This is a genomic window from Tolypothrix sp. VBCCA 56010 (genome assembly GCF_050875635.1).
GTDB lineage: Bacteria > Cyanobacteriota > Cyanobacteriia > Cyanobacteriales > Nostocaceae > Hassallia.
In genome coordinates, this window is sequence record NZ_JBPAOH010000001.1 from 55161 (window position 1) to 77847 (window position 22687).

General features: G+C 40.1%; 16 protein-coding genes and 1 pseudogene. 11 read left to right on the forward strand and 6 right to left on the reverse strand.

Features of this window, described 5'->3' with window-relative positions:
- Positions 1 to 49 precede the first annotated feature (49 nt).
- Complete coding sequence (locus AABK37_RS00220; protein WP_432549613.1) at positions 50 to 229, reverse strand: hypothetical protein; 180 nt, start codon at positions 227 to 229, stop codon at positions 50 to 52.
- A gap of 100 nt (positions 230 to 329) precedes the next feature.
- Positions 330 to 2150, reverse strand: a complete 1821-nt coding sequence (locus AABK37_RS00225) for a choice-of-anchor Y domain-containing protein (protein WP_432549614.1) — start codon at positions 2148 to 2150, stop codon at positions 330 to 332.
- 533 nt (positions 2151 to 2683) lie between these two features.
- On the opposite strand from AABK37_RS00225, the gene AABK37_RS00230 reads away from it, so the two are divergent.
- Positions 2684 to 3115 carry a VOC family protein gene (locus tag AABK37_RS00230; protein WP_432549615.1) on the forward strand — a complete coding sequence of 144 codons (432 nt, stop codon included), beginning with the start codon at positions 2684 to 2686 and terminating at the stop codon, positions 3113 to 3115.
- On the opposite strand, the gene AABK37_RS00235 is transcribed toward AABK37_RS00230, so the two are convergent.
- Entirely contained in the window at positions 3045 to 3713 is a 669-nt protein-coding gene (locus AABK37_RS00235) for an esterase/lipase family protein (protein ID WP_432549616.1), read from the reverse strand. The genes AABK37_RS00230 and AABK37_RS00235 overlap by 71 nt on opposite strands.
- 433 nt (positions 3714 to 4146) lie before the next feature.
- Here AABK37_RS00235 and AABK37_RS00240 point away from each other — a divergent pair, with 433 nt between their 5' ends.
- Both AABK37_RS00240 and AABK37_RS00245 read left to right on the forward strand, forming a co-directional pair.
- Entirely contained in the window at positions 4147 to 4779 is a 633-nt protein-coding gene (locus AABK37_RS00240; RefSeq protein WP_432549617.1) for a hypothetical protein, read from the forward strand.
- Positions 4780 to 4797: 18 nt separating this feature from the next.
- Positions 4798 to 4983, forward strand: coding sequence for a hypothetical protein (locus AABK37_RS00245; RefSeq protein WP_432549618.1), 186 nt, complete (start codon positions 4798 to 4800; stop codon positions 4981 to 4983).
- Here the strand turns inward: AABK37_RS00245 and AABK37_RS00250 are convergent.
- Both AABK37_RS00250 and AABK37_RS00255 read right to left on the reverse strand, forming a co-directional pair.
- Positions 4957 to 6030 (reverse strand): tetratricopeptide repeat protein, encoded by a 1074-nt coding sequence (locus tag AABK37_RS00250; RefSeq protein WP_432549619.1) that lies wholly within the window; start codon positions 6028 to 6030, stop codon positions 4957 to 4959. The two genes, AABK37_RS00245 and AABK37_RS00250, sit on opposite strands and share 27 nt — an antisense overlap.
- Positions 6031 to 7113: 1083 nt before the next feature.
- Positions 7114 to 7824, reverse strand: coding sequence for a 16S rRNA (uracil(1498)-N(3))-methyltransferase (locus AABK37_RS00255; protein WP_432549620.1), 711 nt, complete (start codon positions 7822 to 7824; stop codon positions 7114 to 7116).
- 621 nt (positions 7825 to 8445) lie between these two features.
- On the opposite strand from AABK37_RS00255, the gene AABK37_RS00260 reads away from it, so the two are divergent.
- The 6 genes from AABK37_RS00260 (at position 8446) to AABK37_RS00285 (ending at position 18368) form a co-directional block, all read left to right on the forward strand.
- On the forward strand, positions 8446 to 10299 hold the full coding sequence (locus AABK37_RS00260) for a methyl-accepting chemotaxis protein (RefSeq protein ID WP_432549621.1): 1854 nt from the start codon (positions 8446 to 8448) through the stop codon (positions 10297 to 10299).
- 108 nt (positions 10300 to 10407) lie between these two features.
- A complete protein-coding gene (locus AABK37_RS00265; RefSeq protein WP_432549622.1) occupies positions 10408 to 13656 on the forward strand; it encodes an Hpt domain-containing protein in 3249 nt (1082 codons plus the stop codon).
- Positions 13657 to 13917: 261 nt separating this feature from the next.
- A complete protein-coding gene (gene cheB, locus AABK37_RS00270; protein ID WP_432549623.1) occupies positions 13918 to 14976 on the forward strand; it encodes a chemotaxis-specific protein-glutamate methyltransferase CheB in 1059 nt (352 codons plus the stop codon).
- Between the two features lie 14 nt (positions 14977 to 14990).
- Positions 14991 to 15842, forward strand: a complete 852-nt coding sequence (locus AABK37_RS00275) for a CheR family methyltransferase (protein WP_432549624.1) — start codon at positions 14991 to 14993, stop codon at positions 15840 to 15842.
- 8 nt (positions 15843 to 15850) lie between these two features.
- On the forward strand, positions 15851 to 16942 hold the full coding sequence (locus AABK37_RS00280) for a chemotaxis protein CheW (RefSeq protein WP_432549625.1): 1092 nt from the start codon (positions 15851 to 15853) through the stop codon (positions 16940 to 16942).
- A 286-nt stretch (positions 16943 to 17228) separates the two neighbouring features.
- Positions 17229 to 18368, forward strand: a complete 1140-nt coding sequence (locus AABK37_RS00285) for a response regulator (protein ID WP_432549626.1) — start codon at positions 17229 to 17231, stop codon at positions 18366 to 18368.
- A 301-nt stretch (positions 18369 to 18669) separates the two neighbouring features.
- Here the strand turns inward: AABK37_RS00285 and AABK37_RS00290 are convergent, their stop codons facing one another.
- The gene (locus tag AABK37_RS00290) at positions 18670 to 20073 is read right to left on the reverse strand and encodes a hypothetical protein (RefSeq protein WP_432549627.1); all 1404 of its coding nucleotides are present in this window, start codon (positions 20071 to 20073) and stop codon (positions 18670 to 18672) included.
- Positions 20074 to 20381: 308 nt separating this feature from the next.
- On the opposite strand from AABK37_RS00290, the pseudogene AABK37_RS00295 reads away from it, so the two are divergent.
- Positions 20382 to 20577: pseudogene (locus tag AABK37_RS00295) on the forward strand (integrase); the annotation flags it as partial.
- A 519-nt stretch (positions 20578 to 21096) separates the two neighbouring features.
- The gene (locus AABK37_RS00300; protein ID WP_432549628.1) at positions 21097 to 22683 is read left to right on the forward strand and encodes an AAA-like domain-containing protein; all 1587 of its coding nucleotides are present in this window, start codon (positions 21097 to 21099) and stop codon (positions 22681 to 22683) included.
- Positions 22684 to 22687: the final 4 nt, after the last annotated feature.

A 22687-nucleotide genomic window follows, 5' to 3' on the forward strand; every position in this document is an offset into this window, starting at 1 on the left:
GTATTATGACTGAGAAAAGGATGACTGAGAAAAGAAGTAATGGTTTAAATTAATTTATCTTTATATAAGTATATTTAGTGAAAAATTGCTTGATTACTTGCGATTTATTTTCATCACAGTCAAAAAACGAGAATAAACAAGCTAGGAAAAGCAAAAGTGCTGCTTTTTGATAAATTTGTTGCAAAACTCCTTGTTTTCGCACTTTTATTTGCGCTTTTGCCTCAGACAAAAAAATAATTATCCAATCTTGTCCGATCGACGAGGCTAAATAAAATAAAGGCATAGACACTTAGGTATCTATACCCTCTCAATATCTACAAAAGTGCTTCTTAAGCCGCAACGACTGAGATAGATTTCAACTCAATCTCAGCCTTTGCGGAGGTGGTGTTATCACCAAAGAATAAAAAGTTTGGTGTCTCGTATGGGTCGTAAGGCAAAGTGCCTGCATGATTAAATGCAGAGTAGTCTTTTACCTTACCTGTAAGGATACCAGAACCATTAGCAGACAGTTTGTAAGTGTCACCTAAAACTGATAACTCATAGCTTTTGAAAGTTGTTGTATCAAAAGTCTTGCGTTCAGTCTTGCTGTGAGTAAACAAAGGATTGCTTTCTTGCGCCCAAATTTCATCAGTCCAAAAACCAAGTTCAATTCCTTTTTTATCATTACCAATAGCAATCACGCTGAAACCGGCGCGGTCAATAAGTCCGTCTTTGTTATTATCACTGCTGTGGCTTTCGCTATTTAGCTTCACTTGAAAATTGATTGTAAACCCATTAGTACGGTTAAGTGTGGGGAAAGACGAATTAACTAGAGTTGGTTGCAGCGAATTGTAGTTACTATAGCCAGCAAGCCCATTCTGGATGCTGGTTAACTTAGTACCATTGGTTATAGAACTTTGAGTACTACTACCAGAGGGTAAAACTTCAAAAGCTAAATACCCCTGCTGATTTGGCGTACCAGCGGATGCACCGTTGTATAAACTGAGAGACTTGGCTACAGAAGTACGCTGGTTGTTGAAAACTTGATTAGTTAAATCGCCATTAAAAGCATTTTCCTGGGGTGATGTAGAAGACAAGCTGAGATTATAGTTAGTGTTGCTATTACCCGTTGAAAATACTCTAATGTAGTAAGTACCAGCGTTTACACCGCCAACAAATGACTCTGCTCTAGTGCGTATATTCAATGATTCAGTAATAACAGTGCTTCCATCACTACCTAGCACTTGAACATTAGCATTGTCGCTCAAATTATCAAGTTTAAGGCTAAAATTACTCAGGTTGTCTAATGTGACACGATAGTAATCGTTAGAATCGTTGCTGCCAACAAAGTCTGTGAATGTAACGTTGCTGTCAAGGCTGAAAGTAAAGCTACGAGCTTTGTCTAAGGTATTTCCGGCATAGTCACTACCAGGACGCCCCTCTTTTTGACCATAAACTAAAAAGTGTTGATATGCTTGCTGATTATTCAATTTGGCGGCTACTAAATCTGAGTTATTAGCAAGGTAAACCTTAATATTGAAAGATGAGGATGATGCTCTTCCTTCAGTCAAACCATATAGTTGGAAATGTTCATACAATTGCCTATTATTTAGATTGGCTGCACTGAAGTCAGAATAAAGACTGCGATAATAATTGACATCAAAAGTAGTGGAAAATTGCCGACCTTCAGCTAAACCATATTTTTGGAAATGCTCTAATAAGTCTTGACCCTTCAAGCCGACTGACACCAAATCTTGATTGTTATTTTTGTAGTAACTAATATCAAAAAAATCCGAAAAAATCCGCTCTTCATTTAGACCAAAGTTGCGGAAATGCTCAAATAATTGCTCGTTGTTAAATGTGGCTAAATCGCTATTACTAGCACGATAAAAATTTAGGTTAACAAATGCTGAAAACTGTCTTCCTTCAGCTACGCCGAACTGTTGCAGATGCTCAAACACTTGCCTATTGCTAGTTAAACCTGATGAAGCTAAGTCTTCATTGCTAGCTCGATAGAAGTTGAGATCAATAAGTCTTGAGAAAGTACGTCCTTCATCAATTCCAAAAGTTTGGAAGTGTGACAGTAATTGTGCGTCTGTAGTCAGACCAGCCGCAGCTAAATCAGAGTTGGCTGCGCGATAAACATTGGCATCGAATAAACTAATGGACATTGATTATTTCCTGCTATCAGATGAATTGGTGCTGTACCATTCCTGTTGATAACTGCTTATACAAACAGGACTTGGATTTATACTTTAAGTACCGTGTCTTACATATGTATAAACTATGTTTTGAACTCAACCCGACTAAAAATGTATTACAGTATAAAAACTTTACAAATTAGCAGTTTTTATAAATTTAAGATTATTGAACCGAAAAGCCTGCTCCAAGCATAATAGGCAAGTACAAATAGCCCGTTAATGTCGAGGTTTGCAAGCCTTTATTACGGAATTATTTTTATTAAAGTGATTTTAGTTACTCTTTAATATATCAGATACTTGCCTAAATATACGTAAAAATTATCTCAACCGTGTATTGGGTTAGAAAACTACGCCCGAAGCCGCATATTTAAAAATATTTACAAATAGGACAAGCTTGAGAAACACTGGGGCTTTTAGCAAAGGGCGATCGCATCTACACTCAACAAAACTTTGTTCGATAAATTGTAAATAGTATTAACACCCACTTTTCACACGCGTCATCTATGAGCCAAACTTTATTTCATCTCGCTTTCCCGGTTACTGACATTGCCCAAACCAAGGCATATTATGTCGATGGGCTTGGCTGCGTTGCTGGTCGCGAAAATAAGCACGCGCTGATTCTCAATCTTTACAATCATCAATTGGTAGCGCACATGACCAAAGAACTTCTAACACCCCAACGCGGTATCTATCCCAGGCACTTTGGGCTAATTTTTACCGTTGAGGGTGACTGGGAGGATTTATTAAGGCGATCGCAACAACGACAGCTGCTTTTTTTTGAAGAAGCCAAAGACCGCTTTGTCGGTTCTCCTCTAGAACACCGCACTTTCTTTTTAGAAGATCCTTTTCATAACTTAATGGAGTTTAAATATTATCGTTACCCAGAAGCGATTTTTGGAAGTCCTGAGTATGCCCAAATTGGCGACCGGAATTAATTGGTGCTGTTAATGCCTCTGCTACTGCTGCCAAACAGCGTGAATCGGTTAACATCCAGGGGTGCAGCCTTGATGGTACTATCACCTCTGTTCCTATTGGAAGACGCGAACTATTTGCCGGCACAATCATTAAATCATATGGTGTCCACATTGAGGTAAAATTCAACTGCTTTAACATCGCCACGTCACTATTCAAATCTTGGAGAAAAGCGCTGTTAGGACGCATTTGCACGCAGCCAGGACGTAGGGAAGCATAAGCGATCGCCGTTCCATTATGGGGCGAAGATATGGTAATAAACCGCTGTACGCGATTAATTCCCCCCAGTCGCTGCACGTAGTAACGGCTGATAATTCCCCCCATGCTAAAACCAACTAAATTTAGTGGTTGTTCTGCGGCAAAGCTGTCGGCAATATAATCAGCGACTTGCTGTGCTAATTTCTCCAGACCGAAATCACCGTTATTCGGAATTAAATCTAAAGTATACACAGACCATCCCCGCCTTCTCAGGTAGGTCGCCATTGTCTGGAAAACTTGCCCGGTATCGTTAATACCATGTACCAATACTACGGAATTGCGCTGCTGTGTCTCAGTATTCATATCCCAAATATGTCTAATCTCAATCTAGTTATGTAGAAAATTTAATTGAGGCGATCGCGATCGCGCTCACACACTATGACACTCCCCCTACTGGTTTAAAGGCAACCAATTTCTCCAGTCAGATACTTAAGTTTTACTGCATAACATTAATTTTTGTTAAGTAAACTTTCAGAAACTTGCCCTAAGTTACAGTAAAATTTAATAATTAATTCTCGGCACACACTGTTGCTCCTATTTAGCGAAAAAGAGTTGAAAACGTTTGTCCTATACTGTTATTAGAATGTAGATCGGCACAGACCAATGAGGAGTGTCACACACACAGGTGATGCCAAAAAATCGGTCAGTAAACAAAATTTTGATAAAATGTAACATTTTAACGTAATTCTTCACAATTGCGTTAGGTTTCCAAATATAAACAGCAGGAGTAATTGTAATGTTCGGGTTTATCAAAAACTTCATCGCGGGAATTCTGGGTTTTGTTACTGGACTATTACCAGGTAAGAAAAAAGGCGATAATGAGCTTTCGCCAGCGAAGAAAAAAAGCAACGGCTACTTTTTAGAGTTAGACGAGGCAAAGAGTATCAAGCCCTTAGAGACTGTTAAAGAGGCAGCAAAAGAAGTAGCATCAAACACTCAAAAAGCAGTCGAAACAGTTGCAGCTGAGGCTAAAAAAGCAGTCGAAACAGTTACTACTGAAACTAAAAAAGCAGCAGAAACAGTTACTACTGAAACTAAAAAAGTAGCAGACAAAGTTGTATCTGATTCTAAAAAAGAAGTGGAAACAGTTCCATCAAACGCCGCAGCGTCATCCAATGGAACAAAAGCTGCTGCTTCTAAAGCCGACTCCAAGTCAACCAAAGCTTCTAAAAATGGCAAGGCTCCCAAGGCTGAACCTAAACCAGAGGTAACACCCGCAGCCAGCAAAGTTGCAAAGATACCAGCGGAAACTACTTTCGCTCCCAAATATCTTGCTCCTTCGGCTACAAGCTCTAACGGTCGTCGTCGTCCTGGTGCGAACATGACTTCTTTCTTGGACATGGCACGGAGTGTGAAAACTCCTGGTTAAGGTTTTGGGAATTGGGCATTGGGCAATGGGCAATGGGCAATGGGCATTGGGCATTATTTTTATTCTCTATTCCCCATTCCCCCCTTCGGCGTTCGCCAGAATCGGCACTCCTGGAAACCCTCCCGCAGTGCTGGACTCACCATTCCCCATTCCCCATTCCCCACTCCCCATTCCCCATTACCCATTCCCCTTAACAAATATTAGTCCGCTGTATAAATGAAATGCTGGGTCCCAATTAGTCTTTTCCCTACGAAATAGGTGAATGTGAGACTGAATTTGACCCAGCATTTCTGTTTGATCTAATACTGTCTCTCCAAAAGGCGTAAAATCTGACCAAAGCTTTACTGTAGGTAGTTGCTGCTCGATCCAGTTTACTAAGCTATTCCAATTAATTCGGATGGTACTTTGGCTAATTTGGGGAGTGATTTCTACACCTTGGTCGAATTCATAGCCGTTGTCATAAAGTCGTAAAATACAACTTCTACCAGGTAAATGTAAATCACAAAATTGAGCATAGTCTTGAGTTTGGGTTTTGCGTTCGAGTTTGCGACGTGCATTTAAATCTACAACTTCTTCAAAAATGGGCAAAAGTCCGACTACTGTGGCTTTGACTTCTGACCAATCAAAGGTTAGGGAACCGAGTGTATTAAGTTGATTGCGACAAACAACCGTGGCTTTTGTGGTAGATTCTTGAAAATGCTTGACTTGAAAAACTTGAATTTTTTGAATGTCAGCTATTCTTGCCCAAAAGCAAGGAATTTCAGCTTTGCGTAGTTGCTCACCATAAAATTTTAATTCTCCTATGGCTCCAGTTCGATAAAGCCGCCAGCCACGACTTGGTAGCACCAGTCTCGCGGTGTAAGGGTCTAGCTGCATGATTTTGGCAAATTTTTGAGCGGCTGCGGTTTTCAGTTCGTTGTTTAGGGGTTCTAAAATTAAGATGCCGATATCGGTGTTGTTGGGGTCAGCTGTTGCTTGAAAAATCGCTCTTTGTCTTTCTTCTTGCTCAATTTCTTGTAGTCGCTGCAAACCCTGACGTGCTAGGGTAATTATTTTGGCATTAGTTGTAGTTCGCAGCAGTTGCCGATAAACTTTTTCGGCATCTTGACGCTTTTTGGACACTTCATGCAGTCGTCCTACATAAAATTGCACCCAAGGATTATCGGGAGATTCTTTTAATAGCTGTTTGAGTAATTTGGCAGCGGTGTGATAGTCTTTAGAGTCAAAGGCGATCGCAACTTCATCAATCATGATTTTAGGCGTTAATTTTAAAATCTATCCATTAAATAATTATTGTCCACTTTAAAGAATTGTCATCCTTGCAAGAGATACTACTAATCGCTGAAATCCTTGGATATCAATAATTTTAGCTATTCCGCAGTTAAATTATCTAGAGTATTTTTTATAGCGATTCCCACTCAGGTGAGGTACAAAATTATATGGCGGGTTGTAGGGGCACGGCAGTGCCGTGCCCCTACGGGTGTACCTCATTAAACCGAGAAACGCTATACTCATGCTCTCAATAATGCTGTTTGACGTTCATACAGCTTATGCCCTGAGAACTTTTTTTACAAATGAAGGAAGAAGTAAGGAGGAAGGAGGAAGAAGGAAAAGCGCTCTATTAAACTTTAGTTCTGAGTTTAAAGTAGGGGCACAACGGGCGTTGTGCCCGTACGAGAAAAAGAAGTTTTTTGAGGTGGAGTGCACAAAAAAAAAACAGCGTCCTTGTTTCAATCCCACTTTTTTAAAGGTGGGTACAACTTCGGTCTTTCTTCTTCCTTCTTTCTTCGTGAATTTTCTATTTGTTACAAATAAAGGAGCGATCGCACCCTTCACTTGAGACTTGCGATCGCAATTTCAACAGTGGCAGTGCGATCGCCTAATCTTGTAGGTTGGGTAACATACGTCAACCCAACATTCATTAACTCAAACAAAGTGCGATCGCCGATATTCTAGGTTGAGTTGCGTTTCTTAACCCAATCTACTATTCATGTTCCATCTTCTTAGAGAAAAGTAGAAATTAATTATGTCAAATTTGGTCGGGTGCGATCGCAAAAGCCATTTAGCGAGTCGCCAAAATAGCTTTTGAGACTACAATTGCTATTTCAGCGAACCCAAAAGCTATTTCCGGAGTCGCCAAAATAGCTTTTGAGACTACAATTGCTATTTCGGATACTACAATTGCTATTTCAGCGAACCCAAAAGCTATTTCGGGAGTTGCCAAAATAGCTTTTGAGACAACAATTGCTATTTTGGCGATGCCTGCGGCGGGCTACGCCAACGCAATTGCTATTTTGGCAGTCGCCGAAATATATTTTGAGACAGCGCTTACTACTATACTTCACAAGCTGCGGAAATTAGGGATAATGCGACAATCGGGGCTGTAACTGCTCTAAGAATGCGACGACCAAGGGAAACTGGTTGAAATCCGGCTTTAATAGCGTTGTCAATTTCTTTTTCTGTCCATCCCCCTTCTGGACCGGTGGCAATAACTATTGACATTTCTCCTTGGTTGTGCAGGCAACTTTTTAAATGTGGATAGTTGCCGCGTCCCTCACAAATATATTTCTGGTGTGTTGCAAATGAGGATAAAGCAGCGTCAAAGGAAATAGGTTCTAATATTGTTGGGACAAAAGAACGCTCTGATTGTTCGGCTGCTTCAGATGCAATTCGGCGCCAGCGTTCGAGTTTTTGGGGACTGGGGTTGAGTAAAGTGCGATCGCTCGTTACTGGAGCAATACAAGCTACACCCAATTCCGTACAGCAACGCACGACTTCATCAAATCCATTGCCTTTGGGCAAGGCTACCATCAGGGTAATGGATACAGGTAGTTCGGTTTCTACTGAGAGTAATTCTAAAATCTGCGCTTCTTCACCTTCTAACTGCGCTAACCACCATTTACCCATACCATCCATTGCGATGAAGCGATCGCCTTTTTGCAATCGTAATACACGATTTAAGTAATGTTGCTGTTGGGGTGTCAGCAGAATTTGATTTTGTTGAAGTTGCGAAAGTTTGATCGCGATTCTTTGCAGTTGAGCCATGTAAACGCTTGTTATTCAGATATTCAGGCAGAGGCTATTGTTCAGCATATATCTGTGTGATTGGCATAAAAAGAGCGATGCCTACGGCAACCCCTGCGAAGGTTTTCATCTTCTCAAAAAGTTTTTGCAAGACAACCCGTTGCACTGGTGCTTAATTGCATTCAGATTGATGGTATGATCTGCGAAGTCTACTAAACAGTTTCGGGTGCTGACAGTTACTTAAACACTTGGGCGGGAAAAGTCTGGTGTTTGCTTGCCTCACAAACGCCGCCTTCTACTCAGTGTTCTCAAGGTGGCTAAACGATTTTTAGGGTGCTTTTTGCCTGAGGTATCTAATTAGGTTTTACTAATTAGATAGTTTACCAATGCCTACCAGATATTTATGGTAGGGATTTTGGGTCAAAGACTTGCCTTATGTATATTTACTTTTAACGTATATTTACTTAAAAAGTGAATGTGTACAGCAGGGAAATATTGAATACTTGTGATTTACTCACCTGCGATCCCTTCTTTTAAAGAGGGATAAATTTTCTTGAGGAATTCTCTAGTTATAACTTACCACTGATGCTTAAACAATTTTTCCGAAAATTTCCGAATCAACTCAGACTTCAAAATCAAATCATGCTTTTGCTGCTTTTAAGCACCATAATTCCCGTCTCTATCGTGGGATTGTATAATATTTCTTCTTCCACTACCACCTTATCGGAAGTCGCTAAACAGCAACTAAAGGCTGAGTCAGCCAAAGAAGCCAAAAATATCAATACATTTTTAGATGGTGTTAGTGATGATGTTTTATTCTTGAGCAAAACTCCCCCGATTCAAGGCATTATCAGAGCTAGAGTCAGTGGGGGAGTAGACCCACAAGGTAAATCCTCCTACGATGCCTGGGTTGAGCAGTTGCAGACCACCTTTAGTGCCATGATGGAGCAGAAGCCCCATTATATGCAGTTGCGGTACTTAGACGAACAGGGCAACGAATTGGTGCGAGTTGATTCTGATGGCACTAACATCAAAGTTATCCCCAAAGCCGAGCTGCAAAACAAAGCAGATAGACGATATTTTAGCGATACGATGAAGTTGCCTGTTGGCAGTGTCTATGTTTCACCCGTGGATCTGAACCAGGAACGCGGTCAAATCGAACGACCTTTTAAACCAGTGATTCGATACGCTACACCAATTTTTGACTCAGCGGGTCAAAATAGAGGAATTGCGATCGCCAATGTATTTGCCAACCAATTTATAAAAGCTTTTAAAGAGGATAATCAACAGGCTGACGATAAAAATAAATATCAAGGCAAAGAGAACTTTCTGGTCAATCAACAAGGCTACTACATCTCCCATCCCAACCCGAAAAAGGAGTGGGGGTTTGAGTTCCGCAATAATGAAAAATTAGAAAAAGATTATTCGCAAGAAGTTGCCAAGCAAATCTTGAGTAACGAACAGGGATTTATTGACAACGGAGACTATCTCTTCAGCTACCATAAAGTTGATCCCAGTCCAAAGCAGCCGGAATTCTTGGTAGCTATCTATAAAGTTCCAAAAAGTAGCGTTTTTGCTACCATTAACTCGTTTAAAATCGTCGCCATCCTAATTATTCTTGTTTCTCTGGCTGTGGTGCTACCACTGGGAATTTATCGGGCACGGCAACTGGTAAATCTGATTAAGCAACTGGTTAATGGAATATCCGCCTCTAGCTTGCAAACTTTCTCTACCATAGAACAGCAAGAACGTGTTGCTAATCAGCAAGCAGCTTCGGTGAATGAAACCACCACCACTATGGATGAACTCAAAGCTTCTTGCCGACAGTCATCTGAACAAGCCAAAGCTGCCGCAGTCGCCGCACAGCAAGCTCTAGCGCTGGCGGAGAATGGCACCCAAGCAGTGGGAGAAACCCTCAAAGGGATGTTCACCTTGGAAAATAAAGTGGGAGCGATCGCCGAACAGATTGTGAATCTTTCCGAGCAAGCCAGTCAAATTGGCAGCATTTCCCAGATTGTTTCTGACTTGGCAAACCAAACTAATATGTTGGCACTTAATTCATCAGTTGAAGCTGTCCGCGCTGGAGAATATGGTAAAGGCTTTGCCGTAGTTGCGAATGAGATTCGCAGATTGTCTGACCAAAGTCAAAAATCTGCCGAAAAAATTAATCTCCTGGTTTCTAATATCCAAAAAGCGATTAATTCCACAGTAATGGTGACAGAGGAAGGCACAAAGACAGTAAAAACGGGGGTGCAAATCGCTCAAAATACAGATCAAGCCTTCGCAGGGGTAGCGAAAGCCGTCAACCACATGGTTTTCAACAATCAACAAATATCGCTGAATCTGAAGCAGCAATTAGATGCCATTCAACAAGTCGTCGAAGCGATGAACGCCATCAACAAAGGGGCAAAAGAAACCGCCACTGGCATCAGTCAAACCAGATCGGGCACCGAGCAACTTAACAAAGCTGCTCGGACTCTCAAGCAGATGGTGTAGTATCCTTCGTTATTTCTGCCCTGCCCAAAATTATTTTAATAATTTGATTTAGCAGGAAAATGGATTCTAGAAATATATACTGCCTTATTTCTGTAGCATTACCGAAAAATGATAGAAGACGAAGAACTCCGGAATCTGTATAAAATTTCTGGCGAAGAATGTTTGCAGAAACTGGAAGCAGGTTTGCTGCACTTAACACAGCACCCATTAGACAAAGTTACCTTGGAACGGTTGCGGCGAGAAGCTCACAGCCTCAAAGGAGACTCGAGAATTGTCGGGGTAGAAAATGTAGTTATCCTCACCCATCAAGTTGAAGAGATTCTTTTAAGCATTAAAGCAAGCGAGATTATTTTCACCCCAGATGTGAGCGATCGCCTGACTCAAGCATTAGATGCAATTGGTCTTTTGGTACACGAAGCCGTTACTGGTGAATCGACTGGAGTTGACACGGAACAGATACTTGATAAGTTGATGCAAGTATTTTTAAAGTCAAAACAACACGACACCGGCACGGAAGTTCCTTTTGTTGCAACTGGTCTGGGGAATCTGCCGACGACGCTGCCTTTAGTTGAACTCGCTCCAGAAAATGAACAAGACCCGCAAATACTACTTGAGCAAGGCAATCAATTTACCACAACCGCCCCTATAGCACAAATTAACCGCAATGCTCCCCAACCCGGATTAATCTTTATAGAAGATGAAGAACTGCGGGATATTTATCAAGTTGCTAGCGAAGAACATTTAGACAAACTGGCAGATGGTTTGCAATATCTACAAAAGCATCCACAGGACGAAGCTACCCTGGAAATGTTGCGACGGGAAGTCCACAGCCTTAAAGGAGATTCCCGAAGCGTCGGGGTAGAAAGTGTAGTCACCCTCACCCATCAAGTTGAAAAGATTATCTTAAGCATCAAAGCAAGGGAGATTATTTTCACCTCAAATGTATGCGATCGCCTTTATCGAGGACTAGATGCGATCGGTCTATTGATATATGAAGCTGTAACCGGTGAATCGAGTGGGGTTGATACCGAACAAATACTTGATTTGATGCAACCGGTTTTGGAGTCACAACAGCCACAGCCTTCTTCAGATGCAGTTGAACCAGAACAACAGGTACAAGCCCTCGAAGTATCGGTAGCAGAAATCAACAGCAATGCTAGCCAACTTGCACCAACTTTTATAGAAGATGAAGAACTGCGAGATATTTATCAAATTGCTAGCGAAGAATATTTGCAGAAACTGGCAGATGGTTTGCAATATCTACAAAAGCACCCATCAGACGAAGCTATCTTGGAAGAGCTGTTGCGGGAAGCTCACAGCCTTAAAGGAGACTCCAGAAGTGTTGGGGTAGAAAATGTAATTACCCTCACCCATCAAATTGAAGAGATTCTTTTAAGTCTCAAAGCAAGCGAGATTATTTTCAGCCCAGATGTGAGCGATCGCCTTTATCAAGGACTAGATGCGATCGGTCTTTTAGTATACGAAGCCGTTACTGGTCAACCGAGTGGAATTGATACATCCGAAATACTTGACCAGTTGATGCAAGCAGTTTCAGCACCAACTATTCACAAGTCCCTACCACTTCCTACAGAAATTCCTGTCACAGCAACTCAGGTTGACAAGGCTGAAATTGGTCAACCCTACCACATCGACACGATTCGCGTTCAAACTCGCCATTTTGATGCTTTAATGTCACAGGCTGAAGAACTAACACTTACCAAAACCGCCATAGCCCACACTGCCGCTGAAATTGAGGCAATGGCAAGCATGTGGGAAAAGTGGAAAGCTGTTTCTAGTCAAGAAAAATATCTTGATTCTTCATCCTTAAATACTAATCCCTATGCAGAACGCCTAGAAAAAACAATCAACTCTTTGAGAACTTCAACTCAGGAAAACACCACTAAACTAGACATTATCGTTGAAGAATTAAGGGAAAAAATTTACACCCTACGGCTTCAACCCCTATCCATCCTGTTTCAATTGCTTCCTCGCATAGTCAGGGATTTAGCCAGACAACAATCAAAAGAAGTGGAATTAATTATTGAAGGAGGAGAAACAACCGCTGACAAACGCATCCTTGAAGAAATCAAAGATTCCTTGATGCACATGGTTCGCAACGCGATCGATCATGGCATCGAGACTCCCGCAGAACGAGAAAAACTCGGCAAACCTCCCGTCGCTACTATTTGGCTTCGGGGCTACCGAACCCCCACTAATATCGTAATTGAACTGGCAGACGATGGGCGAGGGCTAGACATCGAAAAGATAAAACAAACCGCTGTCAAGCGTGGACTCTACAGCCCAGAAGAATTGGCAATTATGACTCCAAGCCAGATTTATCCCCTAATTTTGGCTTCTGGCTTCTCAACCCGGACTTTTATTACAGAAATTTCTGGCAGAGGTATCGGGTTGGATGTAGTACGCACCAACGTCGAACGGCTGCAAGGTAATATCCAGATAGAATCAACCCCCGGACAAGGATGCACCTTCCGCATCCAGCTAAACACAACCTTGGGAATCACCAATGTAGTACTGTTAGAAGTTGAAGGTATTGTCCATGCTCTACCAATTGAGTTTGTGCAAAAGACTTTACTTATCTCTCAAGAGCAGATTTATATTACTGAAGATCGAGCAACTATTGACTTGGACGGTCAAGCTATTTCTGTTGCAAATCTAGCTGATTTGCTGGAACTCTCAAATCCTGCTTATCCCTACGTCGCAAAAGAACAACAAAATAGCCATCTGCGTTCTTGTGTCCTGCTGAAGGTGGGAGAAGAACAATTCGGCTTGTTTGTCGATCGCATCAAGCATACTCAAGAGATAGTAATCAAACCTCAGAGTCAGTTATTGAAGCGGGTGCGTAATGTCATGGGAGCAACAATTCTCGGCTCAGGGGAAGTTTGCATGATTCTTAACCCCCCAGATTTACTCAAATCATTGCAACAGCAAAACACATCTGTAGTCTCTATCAAACCAAGGAAAACAATTCTCAGGAAGCGTGTCATTCTATTAGTAGAAGATTCTATCCCCGTTCGCACCCAAGAAAAACGGCTTTTGGAAAAAGCTGGATATGAAGTGGCGATCGCCGTGGATGGATTAGATGGTTATAACAAACTAAAAACCCGTGACTTTGATGCAGTCATATCTGACGTGGAAATGCCCAATTTAGATGGCTTGTCACTCACTACCAAAATTCGTCAGCATGAAGAATATAAAGCATTGCCGATAATTCTAGTAACAACGCTTGCTTCCGATGAGGACATTAGAAAAGGATCTGAAGCGGGAGCTAATGCATATATCATAAAAAGTAATTTTAATCAAGATGTTTTATTAGAAATATTAGGAAGACTTGTTTAATTGTTGTTAGTTGATACTTGATAGTTGATGGTTGATATAGGAATCCGGTTTGATTTATGAAAAAATTTAAGTACTGTAAGGTGTGTTACGGCTTCCGTAACGCACCACCCTTTATGTTTTGGTGCGTTAGCCTACGGCATAACACACCCTACGTGTATTTCACTTTGCTCCTCGTAGAGACGCGAAATTTCGCGTCTCTACAACTCCTAACTCCTAACTCCTAACTCCTAACTCCTAACCACTAACTTTTAACCACTACTAATGCCTATTCGAGTTCTGTTAGTTGAAGATTCACGGATTGCTCTAGTAATTTTGAAAAGAATTCTGGACTCATCACCGGAAATTGAAGTAGTGGGAGAAGCTCGCAATGGCTTAGAAGGTTTGACACTGATTCCCAAAGTTGAGCCAGATGTCATTTGTACAGACCTTCATATGCCTCAGATGGATGGTTTGGAATTTACATTTCAAGTCATGGCACTTTATCCTCGACCGATTTTAGTAATTAGTGTTTCGGTGCAGGAAGACGATGCTAAACATGTTTTTGAGCTTTTAGAAGCAGGAGCGGTGGAGATTTTTCCTAAGCCAACCGCAGGACTGGCAACAAATAATGAGTTGTTTAAGCAGGAGTTGATTAATAAGATTAAAATTTTGTCTGGGGTAAGGGTATTTAGAAAAAAGCGAAAGTCCCGCTCTCAAGTAAATAATTTAGAGGCTGACAATTTTTCTGATTTCCTTTATAAGTCCTACATAAAACCAAAAATAGTAGTTATTGGTGCATCTACAGGTGGTCCCCAAGCTTTGAAAGAACTTTTCACTCAGTTACCAGCAGATTTTCCTGTGCCAGTAATTTGCGTGCAACACATTTGTTTCGGTTTTTTACAGGGATTAATCGATTGGTTAGCAAGTAGTTGCCGATTGACAATTCAAATTGCTCAACTTGGGGATACGCCAAAACCAGGGAAGATTTATTTCCCAGCTGAACAGCTGCATTTAAAATTGGATGCTTGGGGTCGATTTATTTGCTCTGATTCACCACCAGTCGCAGGACATCGCCCTTCTGTAACAGTTTCATTTGAGTCTGTAGCCAAGTTTTATGGCAACGCAACAGTGGGAATATTGTTAACTGGTATGGGTAGAGATGGAGCGGATGGAATGCAGGCGATCGCTCAAGCTGGGGGCTTTACTATCGCGCAAGATGAAGCCACTTCTGTGGTGTTTGGAATGCCTAAAGAAGCAATCAACTTAGGAGCGGCAAAACAGATTTTACCAATTGAGGCGATCGCACCAAGGCTACTCGCTCTGTTGCAACAGACTTCTTGAGATGTGGAGAGGATATGTCAAAGGCAGAATTTTTCAGTGTAGAGTTAACAGAAGCTTTTATTAAGTTAATTGCCCAGCATACCGGATTAGAGATTAGAGAGCGAGACCAAGCAGATTTAAGCGAAAAAATATTTTTCCGGATGAGAGCTCTCAATATATTATTTCCAGAAGACTACTATCAACTTTTAGAATTCAGTTCGATACAAAGCTATCAAGAATGGCAAAGACTTGTTTTACTGCTGACTAATCTGGAAAGTTACTTTTTTCGAGATAAAGAGCAGTTTAATCTTTTACGCGATCGCATTCTTCCAGAATTAATTCAACGTCAACAAAATAATAAAACTCTCCGCATTTGTAGTGCAGGATGCTCAACTGGAGAAGAACCATTATCTCTGGCTATTGTCCTTAAAGAACTTATTCCCTATCCAGAGCAATGGAACTTGATGATTTTGGGTGTAGATATCAATCAAGAAGCATTAAAAAAAGCGAAACAAGGAATTTACACACCTTGGTCGTTGAGGAGTATTGATCCAGAAATAATGCAGCGATATTTTTTGCACCTTAACAATCAATATTACCTTGATATGCAAATTAAGCAAATGGTAAAATTTAAATATTTAAATTTAGTCAAAGATTCTTTCCCTGAACACAATGAAATGAGAGATATTGATTTAATTATTTGCCGTAATGTTTTCATTTACTTTGAAGCATCAGCCATTGCAAAAGTATTAGATAAATTTCACCATATCCTCAAACCATCAGGATATCTGATCGCAGGTCATACAGAACTTTGTGGTCAGGATTTAAGCCATTTTGAGACAAAATTATTTCCCGAATCACTAGTTTATATTAAAAAAAGCGTTTGATAAACAAAATGAAAGAACATTCCTATCTCACCTTTAGCTTAAATAACTATTTTTACGGCATCAGCCTAGTTTACGTCGAAGAACTTTTTTCTCTACCAGAGTTAACACCCATCCCAGAAAACCCATATAAAATCGTTGGGCTTGTTAATCTCCGGGAGAATATTGTGCCAGTCATGGATTTTAATTTCAGCTTAAGCTATCAATCACTAAACTATCGTTTTACAGATAGTCTAGTGGTTTTAAAATGGCAAGAATTCCGACTGGGTATCATTGTTAATCAAATCTATGAAGTCATAAATATATCTCCTGAGCAAATTCCCACCGTGCTTGATTATGAGCAAGAATTTGCGTTAGTTGAACAAAGAAAAATTATTCCTGGTGTTGCCAGTATTTCCGGAAATATTTTCATATTAACCAATCCAGAGAATTGGTTTAACTATGTAGAGATACAACAGATTTCGTCTTGGAAAAACTTATTAGAACCAAAAATTATTTCTAACTATAATGCAGACAAATTTCCAGCCAATAACTCTGAATTATTACTGAACCAACAGCCTGTCTTTTGCTCAAATGCAACTTTGGAAGAAACAACAACTTTTCCAAAACGAGCTGATAATCTAAGACTTCCACCAGAAAGTCAGGATTTAAAGACTTTTATCACCTTAGCAGTATTTACTTTAAATGGTAATGTTTTTGGCATTGATTTAGAAATGGTACGAGAATTTACCGATATCCGCCAAGTAACTCCTATTCCCTGTGTGAAAACGCATATCATCGGTAACATGAATTTGCGAGGTGAGATTCTCACCTTAGTTGATATTTGCGGATTGTTGAATTTACCGTTGATGGGTATAGCTAATAATTCTAAGGCAATGGTTGTGGAGGTTGAGGGTATAGTTGCTGGTTTAATGGTAGAAGAAGTTTGCGATGTGATGTTCTCCCTGAACCCACGCGAGATAAGAACAGTGCCGACTGGTATCCATTCAGTTAATGATGAATACCTTCAAGGGACAGTTCTTTATCATGAAAAAATAATGAGCATTCTGGATTTGCGAAAAATGTTCCTTAACGGTGGTTTAATCGTTGATGAGGTAATTTGATTCGTTGTAATTATAATACCGCTTTTCCTAACTTTAAATAATCGGAGTTAAGTTTTTTGAAATTAACTGTTAAATTTCATTAACTGCGAACTTTTAGACTTTGATTTAGTTAACTATGGTCTAACCTACGGCATAATTATTTGGAGTATATTCACTTAGTTTGGAGCAGTCTATGAGCCAAATAGCTGTTATTTTCTTAAGCTCTAAGTTTGACATGCATAAATACCAAATTAGAGTGAGTATTTTTCTTTATTGATAAAGGCGGTAATTTATTAATTTATTAGAAATGACACTAACAAGGCTGACTAAAGAATTAGACAACCTGAGTAAAGATGATAGTGATGGAGTGCTAATTCTAAGCAACCATACAGTCGTTTGGAATCTTTATCTTACCTGTGGGAAATTGCTCTACGCCACAAGTGAGGTGCATCCTGTAAGGCGTTGGGACAGAGCCTTAAAGCAGCATTGCCCTAACTGGAATTGGGGTGTTAACTCCTCTAAGTTGTCGAAAGACCTGCCTTGGGAATGTCAGATTCTCGCTCAAGGCATCAGTCAAAGGCAACTGAGCGCTATCCAAGCTAAGTTAGTGATTCGTAATATTGTCCAAGAATGTTTTTTTGAGCTAAATAGCTACGCAGACTTGAGGATCGACTGGAAACCCAGCCAAAAACATATATGGCATCTCTCTATGGCGGTCATACCCTTATCTTCCTGGGAAATTCTGTCAGTTGTTAACAAAGCAACGAACATGCAGCAAAGATGGCAAGCTGCTGGTTTAGGTGACTTCAGCCCGACCCTTGCTTTAGTTTTGAAGCCAGGAGTAGACCCTCAAGCGCTGCCAATTTTCCAGAAGTACCTCAACAGTCAGTTCACTTTATGGGATATTGCTTTAGAACAAGAAAAATCGGTGACAGAGGTAACTCTGTCCTTAATTCCTTGGGTTGAGAAGGGTATGCTGGAATTCCAAAACATTCCAGATTTACAAGTACCGACTGTCAAACAGACAGTTGCACCAACACTCCCCCAATTCAAAATCCAGCGTCCCAAATTTGACCAGAAACAAGCTTTAATCGCCTGTATTGATGATAGTCCCGTGTTGGCTCACACTTTAAAAAAAATCTTGATACCAGCCGGGTATAAAATGTTGAGTATTCCAGAGCCGATGCGAGGGTTCTCCCAACTCATCGAACACAAACCTGATTTAATTTTATTAGACCTGCTTCTGCCAAATGCTGATGGCTATAGTATCTGTAAATTTTTGCGAGACACTCCCGTTTTTAAGGACACGCCGATTATTATCCTGACAGGTCAAAATACGCCAATTGATCGCGCCCATGCTAGGCTAGTTGGTGCAACTGAGTTTTTAGGCAAGCCTCCACAGCCGCAAGAATTGCTATATATTGTCCAAAAATATCTTAGGCAATGAAAGTCATCTAAATAGGACTTACGCAAAAAATCGTCGTCACCAATTGAATTTACGTAGGGGCAATTCATGAATTGCCCCTACAATACTTTAGCGCGTGCGCTCATTCCTACTAAAGTTGGTTAACAAAAAGCCGGATAACAAAGGAAAATGTGAAAATTTCTCTGTTATCCGGCTTTTTCAAGTTTTACTTTCTTGGAATTTGATGATTAGTTTCAGATGCTAATCTCAAATTTTTCTGCCTTTTCTGTCTTTGTTTTTCTTGATAAACGCCCTACGAAATAGTCCCCAGATGACTCTTAATTCATTGCAAATTGATTGCGAAATGAGCTATTAAAGTATTCCTTTCGTAGGACAGCAAGTAAATATGCAGGAGATTGGGGTTATCTTTATCAAGGTGGATAGCTGACCCATCAAGTGCTAAGTGGTGATGATCTATCCACTTATCTTTTGAATCTAGCAAAAGACTGAAGTAGGGGCTTTTATCTGGATGATTCTTTTCTAATTCTTCGTAGCTTTGATAAAAAGGAGGTATTCCAATTCCCAAAGGCATATACAAACCCTTGGAATAGTCTGTTACTGCCAACTTTGGAAGTTGCTTTAAATTGACACCGCTGATGAATAATTTATTTGTTTCACCAGTCTTTGTATCGCTGAATAACAACTCAATTTCCTGTAAATTCTGCTCAACACCTACAGGCTTAATGTTCCTCAAAATCGCTTTTTTAAATTTGCCTATTCTCCAGTATTCATTTCCCCAAGGTTTCTTAGAATCGTAAAATCCTGGGGGACGGAAAGTTGCAAATTTTATTTCATTTTCATTGTTGTAAAAATCTCTCCAAGTTGTCAGATTTGTCGCAAGTGTAGTTCTAACTTTTCTTCCTTGCTCTCCTGATACAATTATTCTTTCATCGGGCAGAAACTTAGTAGCAACTTCTTTTTGGTCAATTACTTTTCTGAGCAAATCAGTTCTTACTAGTGTGCCTTTCGGATCTTGCCAATGTTCTAATCTCCACCAATGCTTCCAATAAGACATCTTATTGATATTTTCAAAGACATTTTTGTAGAGTCCCATCGGGAAGGTAAACCAGCTTTGATAGTAAAGGGATTTATTACTATCCTCTTTAGTAAAAAGCAAAATTTCCCAATATCCAGCATTTAAGCAGTTATTAGCTAAAGCAATCTCAGTGATATTTTGCTTTTCAAAACCATCTCCTCCGCTAATTTCTATATGTTTTGAATTAGCAGGAAAACTAATCTGTTGTCTGTTCCACTCTCTGTCTGTTAAGGCGATTACTTCTAAACCTTTATCTTTTTTAACCCATTCAGGTGCTTTCGGTACTAAGAGTGTCAAATCAACATTTTTTACAACTATCTTTGCTGTTTTTTTGTTAGTCGGCTCCAGTACAAAATCAAAGTGAGTATTATCCCTTTTGACAACTGTTAATTTTCTGCTAGAATATCTTTGGAAAGTTTTGGCTAATGGAGCGGGATTTTCGGGATATTCGGTATTAGATAGTTCTTGTAGTTTTACCGACATTTTATTGTCAAAATTATACCTGGAAGTAAACCGGAAAGCCCCCACACTTATCAAGCCAAGAAACACAACAAGAGTACTGAGTAAAATCTGTTTCTTCGTAACTCTTAAATTAGCTTTACCAAGTAGGGTATTGCTCTTGACTCTTTGCACCGCTGATGTATTACTCATTTGGAGAAGTTCACCAAATTAGAATTATTGTCGAATAGCATACCCTATACATTGAGTATTTATATTACTCTTAATAAAAAAAATTAACATGAACCATTTTTATAAACTGACGCACCTATAACTGGCGTTAAGAATATTTGTTTAACTTTTGATTTGGCGCTTTTACTAAATCACAATATCTCGCTCAAGCAGTTGGTAATTAAATATTTATACCGCCTCCATTGATTTGAATAACAGCTAAACATGAATGAAAAATCCTCCAAAGCATAAAGCTGTTGCGGGTACTTATAAATTTTTTATCGTATAGGAATGCGATCGCCCGCTTATTAACTAATCATATTTGCGATGCTTCAACTCTTGATTGGTCGAAGTTACGCTACCAACATACGGCTGCGGTTAGGTCGATATTAATCGAAAAATACAGTAAGAGCGATCGCCAACAAGATTTCATGTGCGTTGCGACGGACGTTGAAGCAAGCATGGTGGTTGGGGTTGATGTCCACGTCCTTTGTATAGACGGGTCTAACTGCATGATTTTGTTGAAGTGCAGAAAGTGCGTTAGCGTTCGCGCAGCGTCTTTGAAGGAGAAGAGAAGCTTACCTGATATCTTGCACCTACACCCTAGAAGGGTGAGGCTATACGAACAAAGCCTGCCTACGCAGGCTAGGAATACCTATTTTTCGGGTTGTTGAGAAAAATATATGTTTATTAAAAACGTAAAAAATCAGTATGAATACTTTGGTGCAAGATGTGAGTTACCGAACGCGCAATGCGTCTCGCAGAGAAAGTATCGCAATTTTTTGCAGTTGAGCTATGTGATTTTACGCACGGTTGAAGGTATGAATGATTTGTGTCCGGAATGAGTTTTGGTGGAGATGAAGTATTTTTATATCTCTTTATAAAAACATTAAAATTAAAGAAAATACTTAAGTAATTTTTTGTAAGTGTGTTAAGGCAAATTTAACAACAATCATACTTAGTCATAAACGATAGTACATAATTAAGCTTGAGGAACGATTCTGGATGAGCAACGATAGCCAGATTAGAATTCTGTTTTTGACTGCTGAACCTACTGATAGTGTTAGGCTTCGTTTAGGGCGTGAGTTGGAAGATATCAAAGAAAGGCTACGACTAGCGAACCCGCAACAAATATTTGTGCTAGAAGAGCGACGTTCTGCACGTCCGAAAGATATAAGCCAAGCCATACATGATTTTCAGCCAAATATTGTGCATTTTTCTGGGCATGGCAGAAGCAATGGAGAACTTCGCTTTGAAGATGAGTTCGGTAACACACAACCAGTCACCCCAGAGGCTTTAGCTGCGTTGTTTAAATTAGTCGCAGATCATGTTAATTGTGTGGTGTTGAATGCTTGTTATTCAGATATTCAGGCAGAGGCTATTGTTCAGCATATACCTTTTGTGATTGGCATGAAAAGAGCGATTGGCGATGAAGCAGCGATCGCTTTTGCAGTTGGTTTCTACAAAGCGCTGGGGGCAAATCGCACAATCGAAGAAGCTTATGAGTTTGGCTGTGTGGAAATTCAACTGCAAGGAATTCCCGAAGAGTCAACTCCAGTTTTGCGGAAAAAACAAGAGCGATGTCTCCGACAAGCTGACGCAACGCCTGCGATGTTTTATCTAGAACGTCCTGCGATTGAAAAGCGTTGTTATGAAGAAATTAAACAGCCCGGTTCTCTGATTCGCATCAAAGCACCTGAGAATATGGGCAAAACGTGGTTGATGAATCGGATAGTAGCTTATGCGAGAGGAAATAGTTATAAAACAGTAACTTTAAGCTTTAAAGGATTAGTTGGTGGGATTTTCAGCGATGAAGAAACATTCTTGCGATCGCTATGTGTGGCTGTAGGTGACGAGTTAGAGTTACCAAATAATTTAAATCAACATTGGGACGATAAACTCTCGTGCATCTTCAACTGCACGATGTACTTTCAAAAATACTTGTTGACATCTAGTCCTGTAGTATTAGCCCTAAATTATCTAGATTTGGTTTTTGAACAGTCAGCAATTGCTAACAACTTTTGTAATATGCTGCGAGATTGGCACGACAAAGCAATACGCGGCGATAAAGTTAGCGAAATTTGGCAAAAACTCCGCTTAATAATCGTCCATTCCACCGAAGTTTATGCTTCTTTAAATATTAATAGCTCACCCCTGGCTAATGTGGGATTAGTAATTGAATTACCAGAATTTAATATTGAGCAAGTGCAGCGTTTGCTCAAGTTGCATCACCTGGATTTAACAGCAAATCAGGTGAAGCAACTCATGGATTTATTAGGAGGACATCCTTTATTGCTGCGAAAGGCTTGCGATTACCTGACACTGAATGAAATTCCCCTTGAAAAGCTGTTGAAAGTTGCTTCTACTATAGAAGGACCATTCACAGGTCATCTGCTCGAACACTTAAGTAAAATTGAAAATAATCCCGACTTAAAAACGGCATTTCGTCAGGTTATTACGGCAAAAAAACCAGTTCAATTACCTCCAACAATTGCTAGGTCGTTGCATCGTTTGGGACTGGTGAAGCTAGAAGGTAACTTTGTCAAGCCACGTTGCAAATTATATCGTCAATTTTTCTGCGATCGCCTTTAACTAC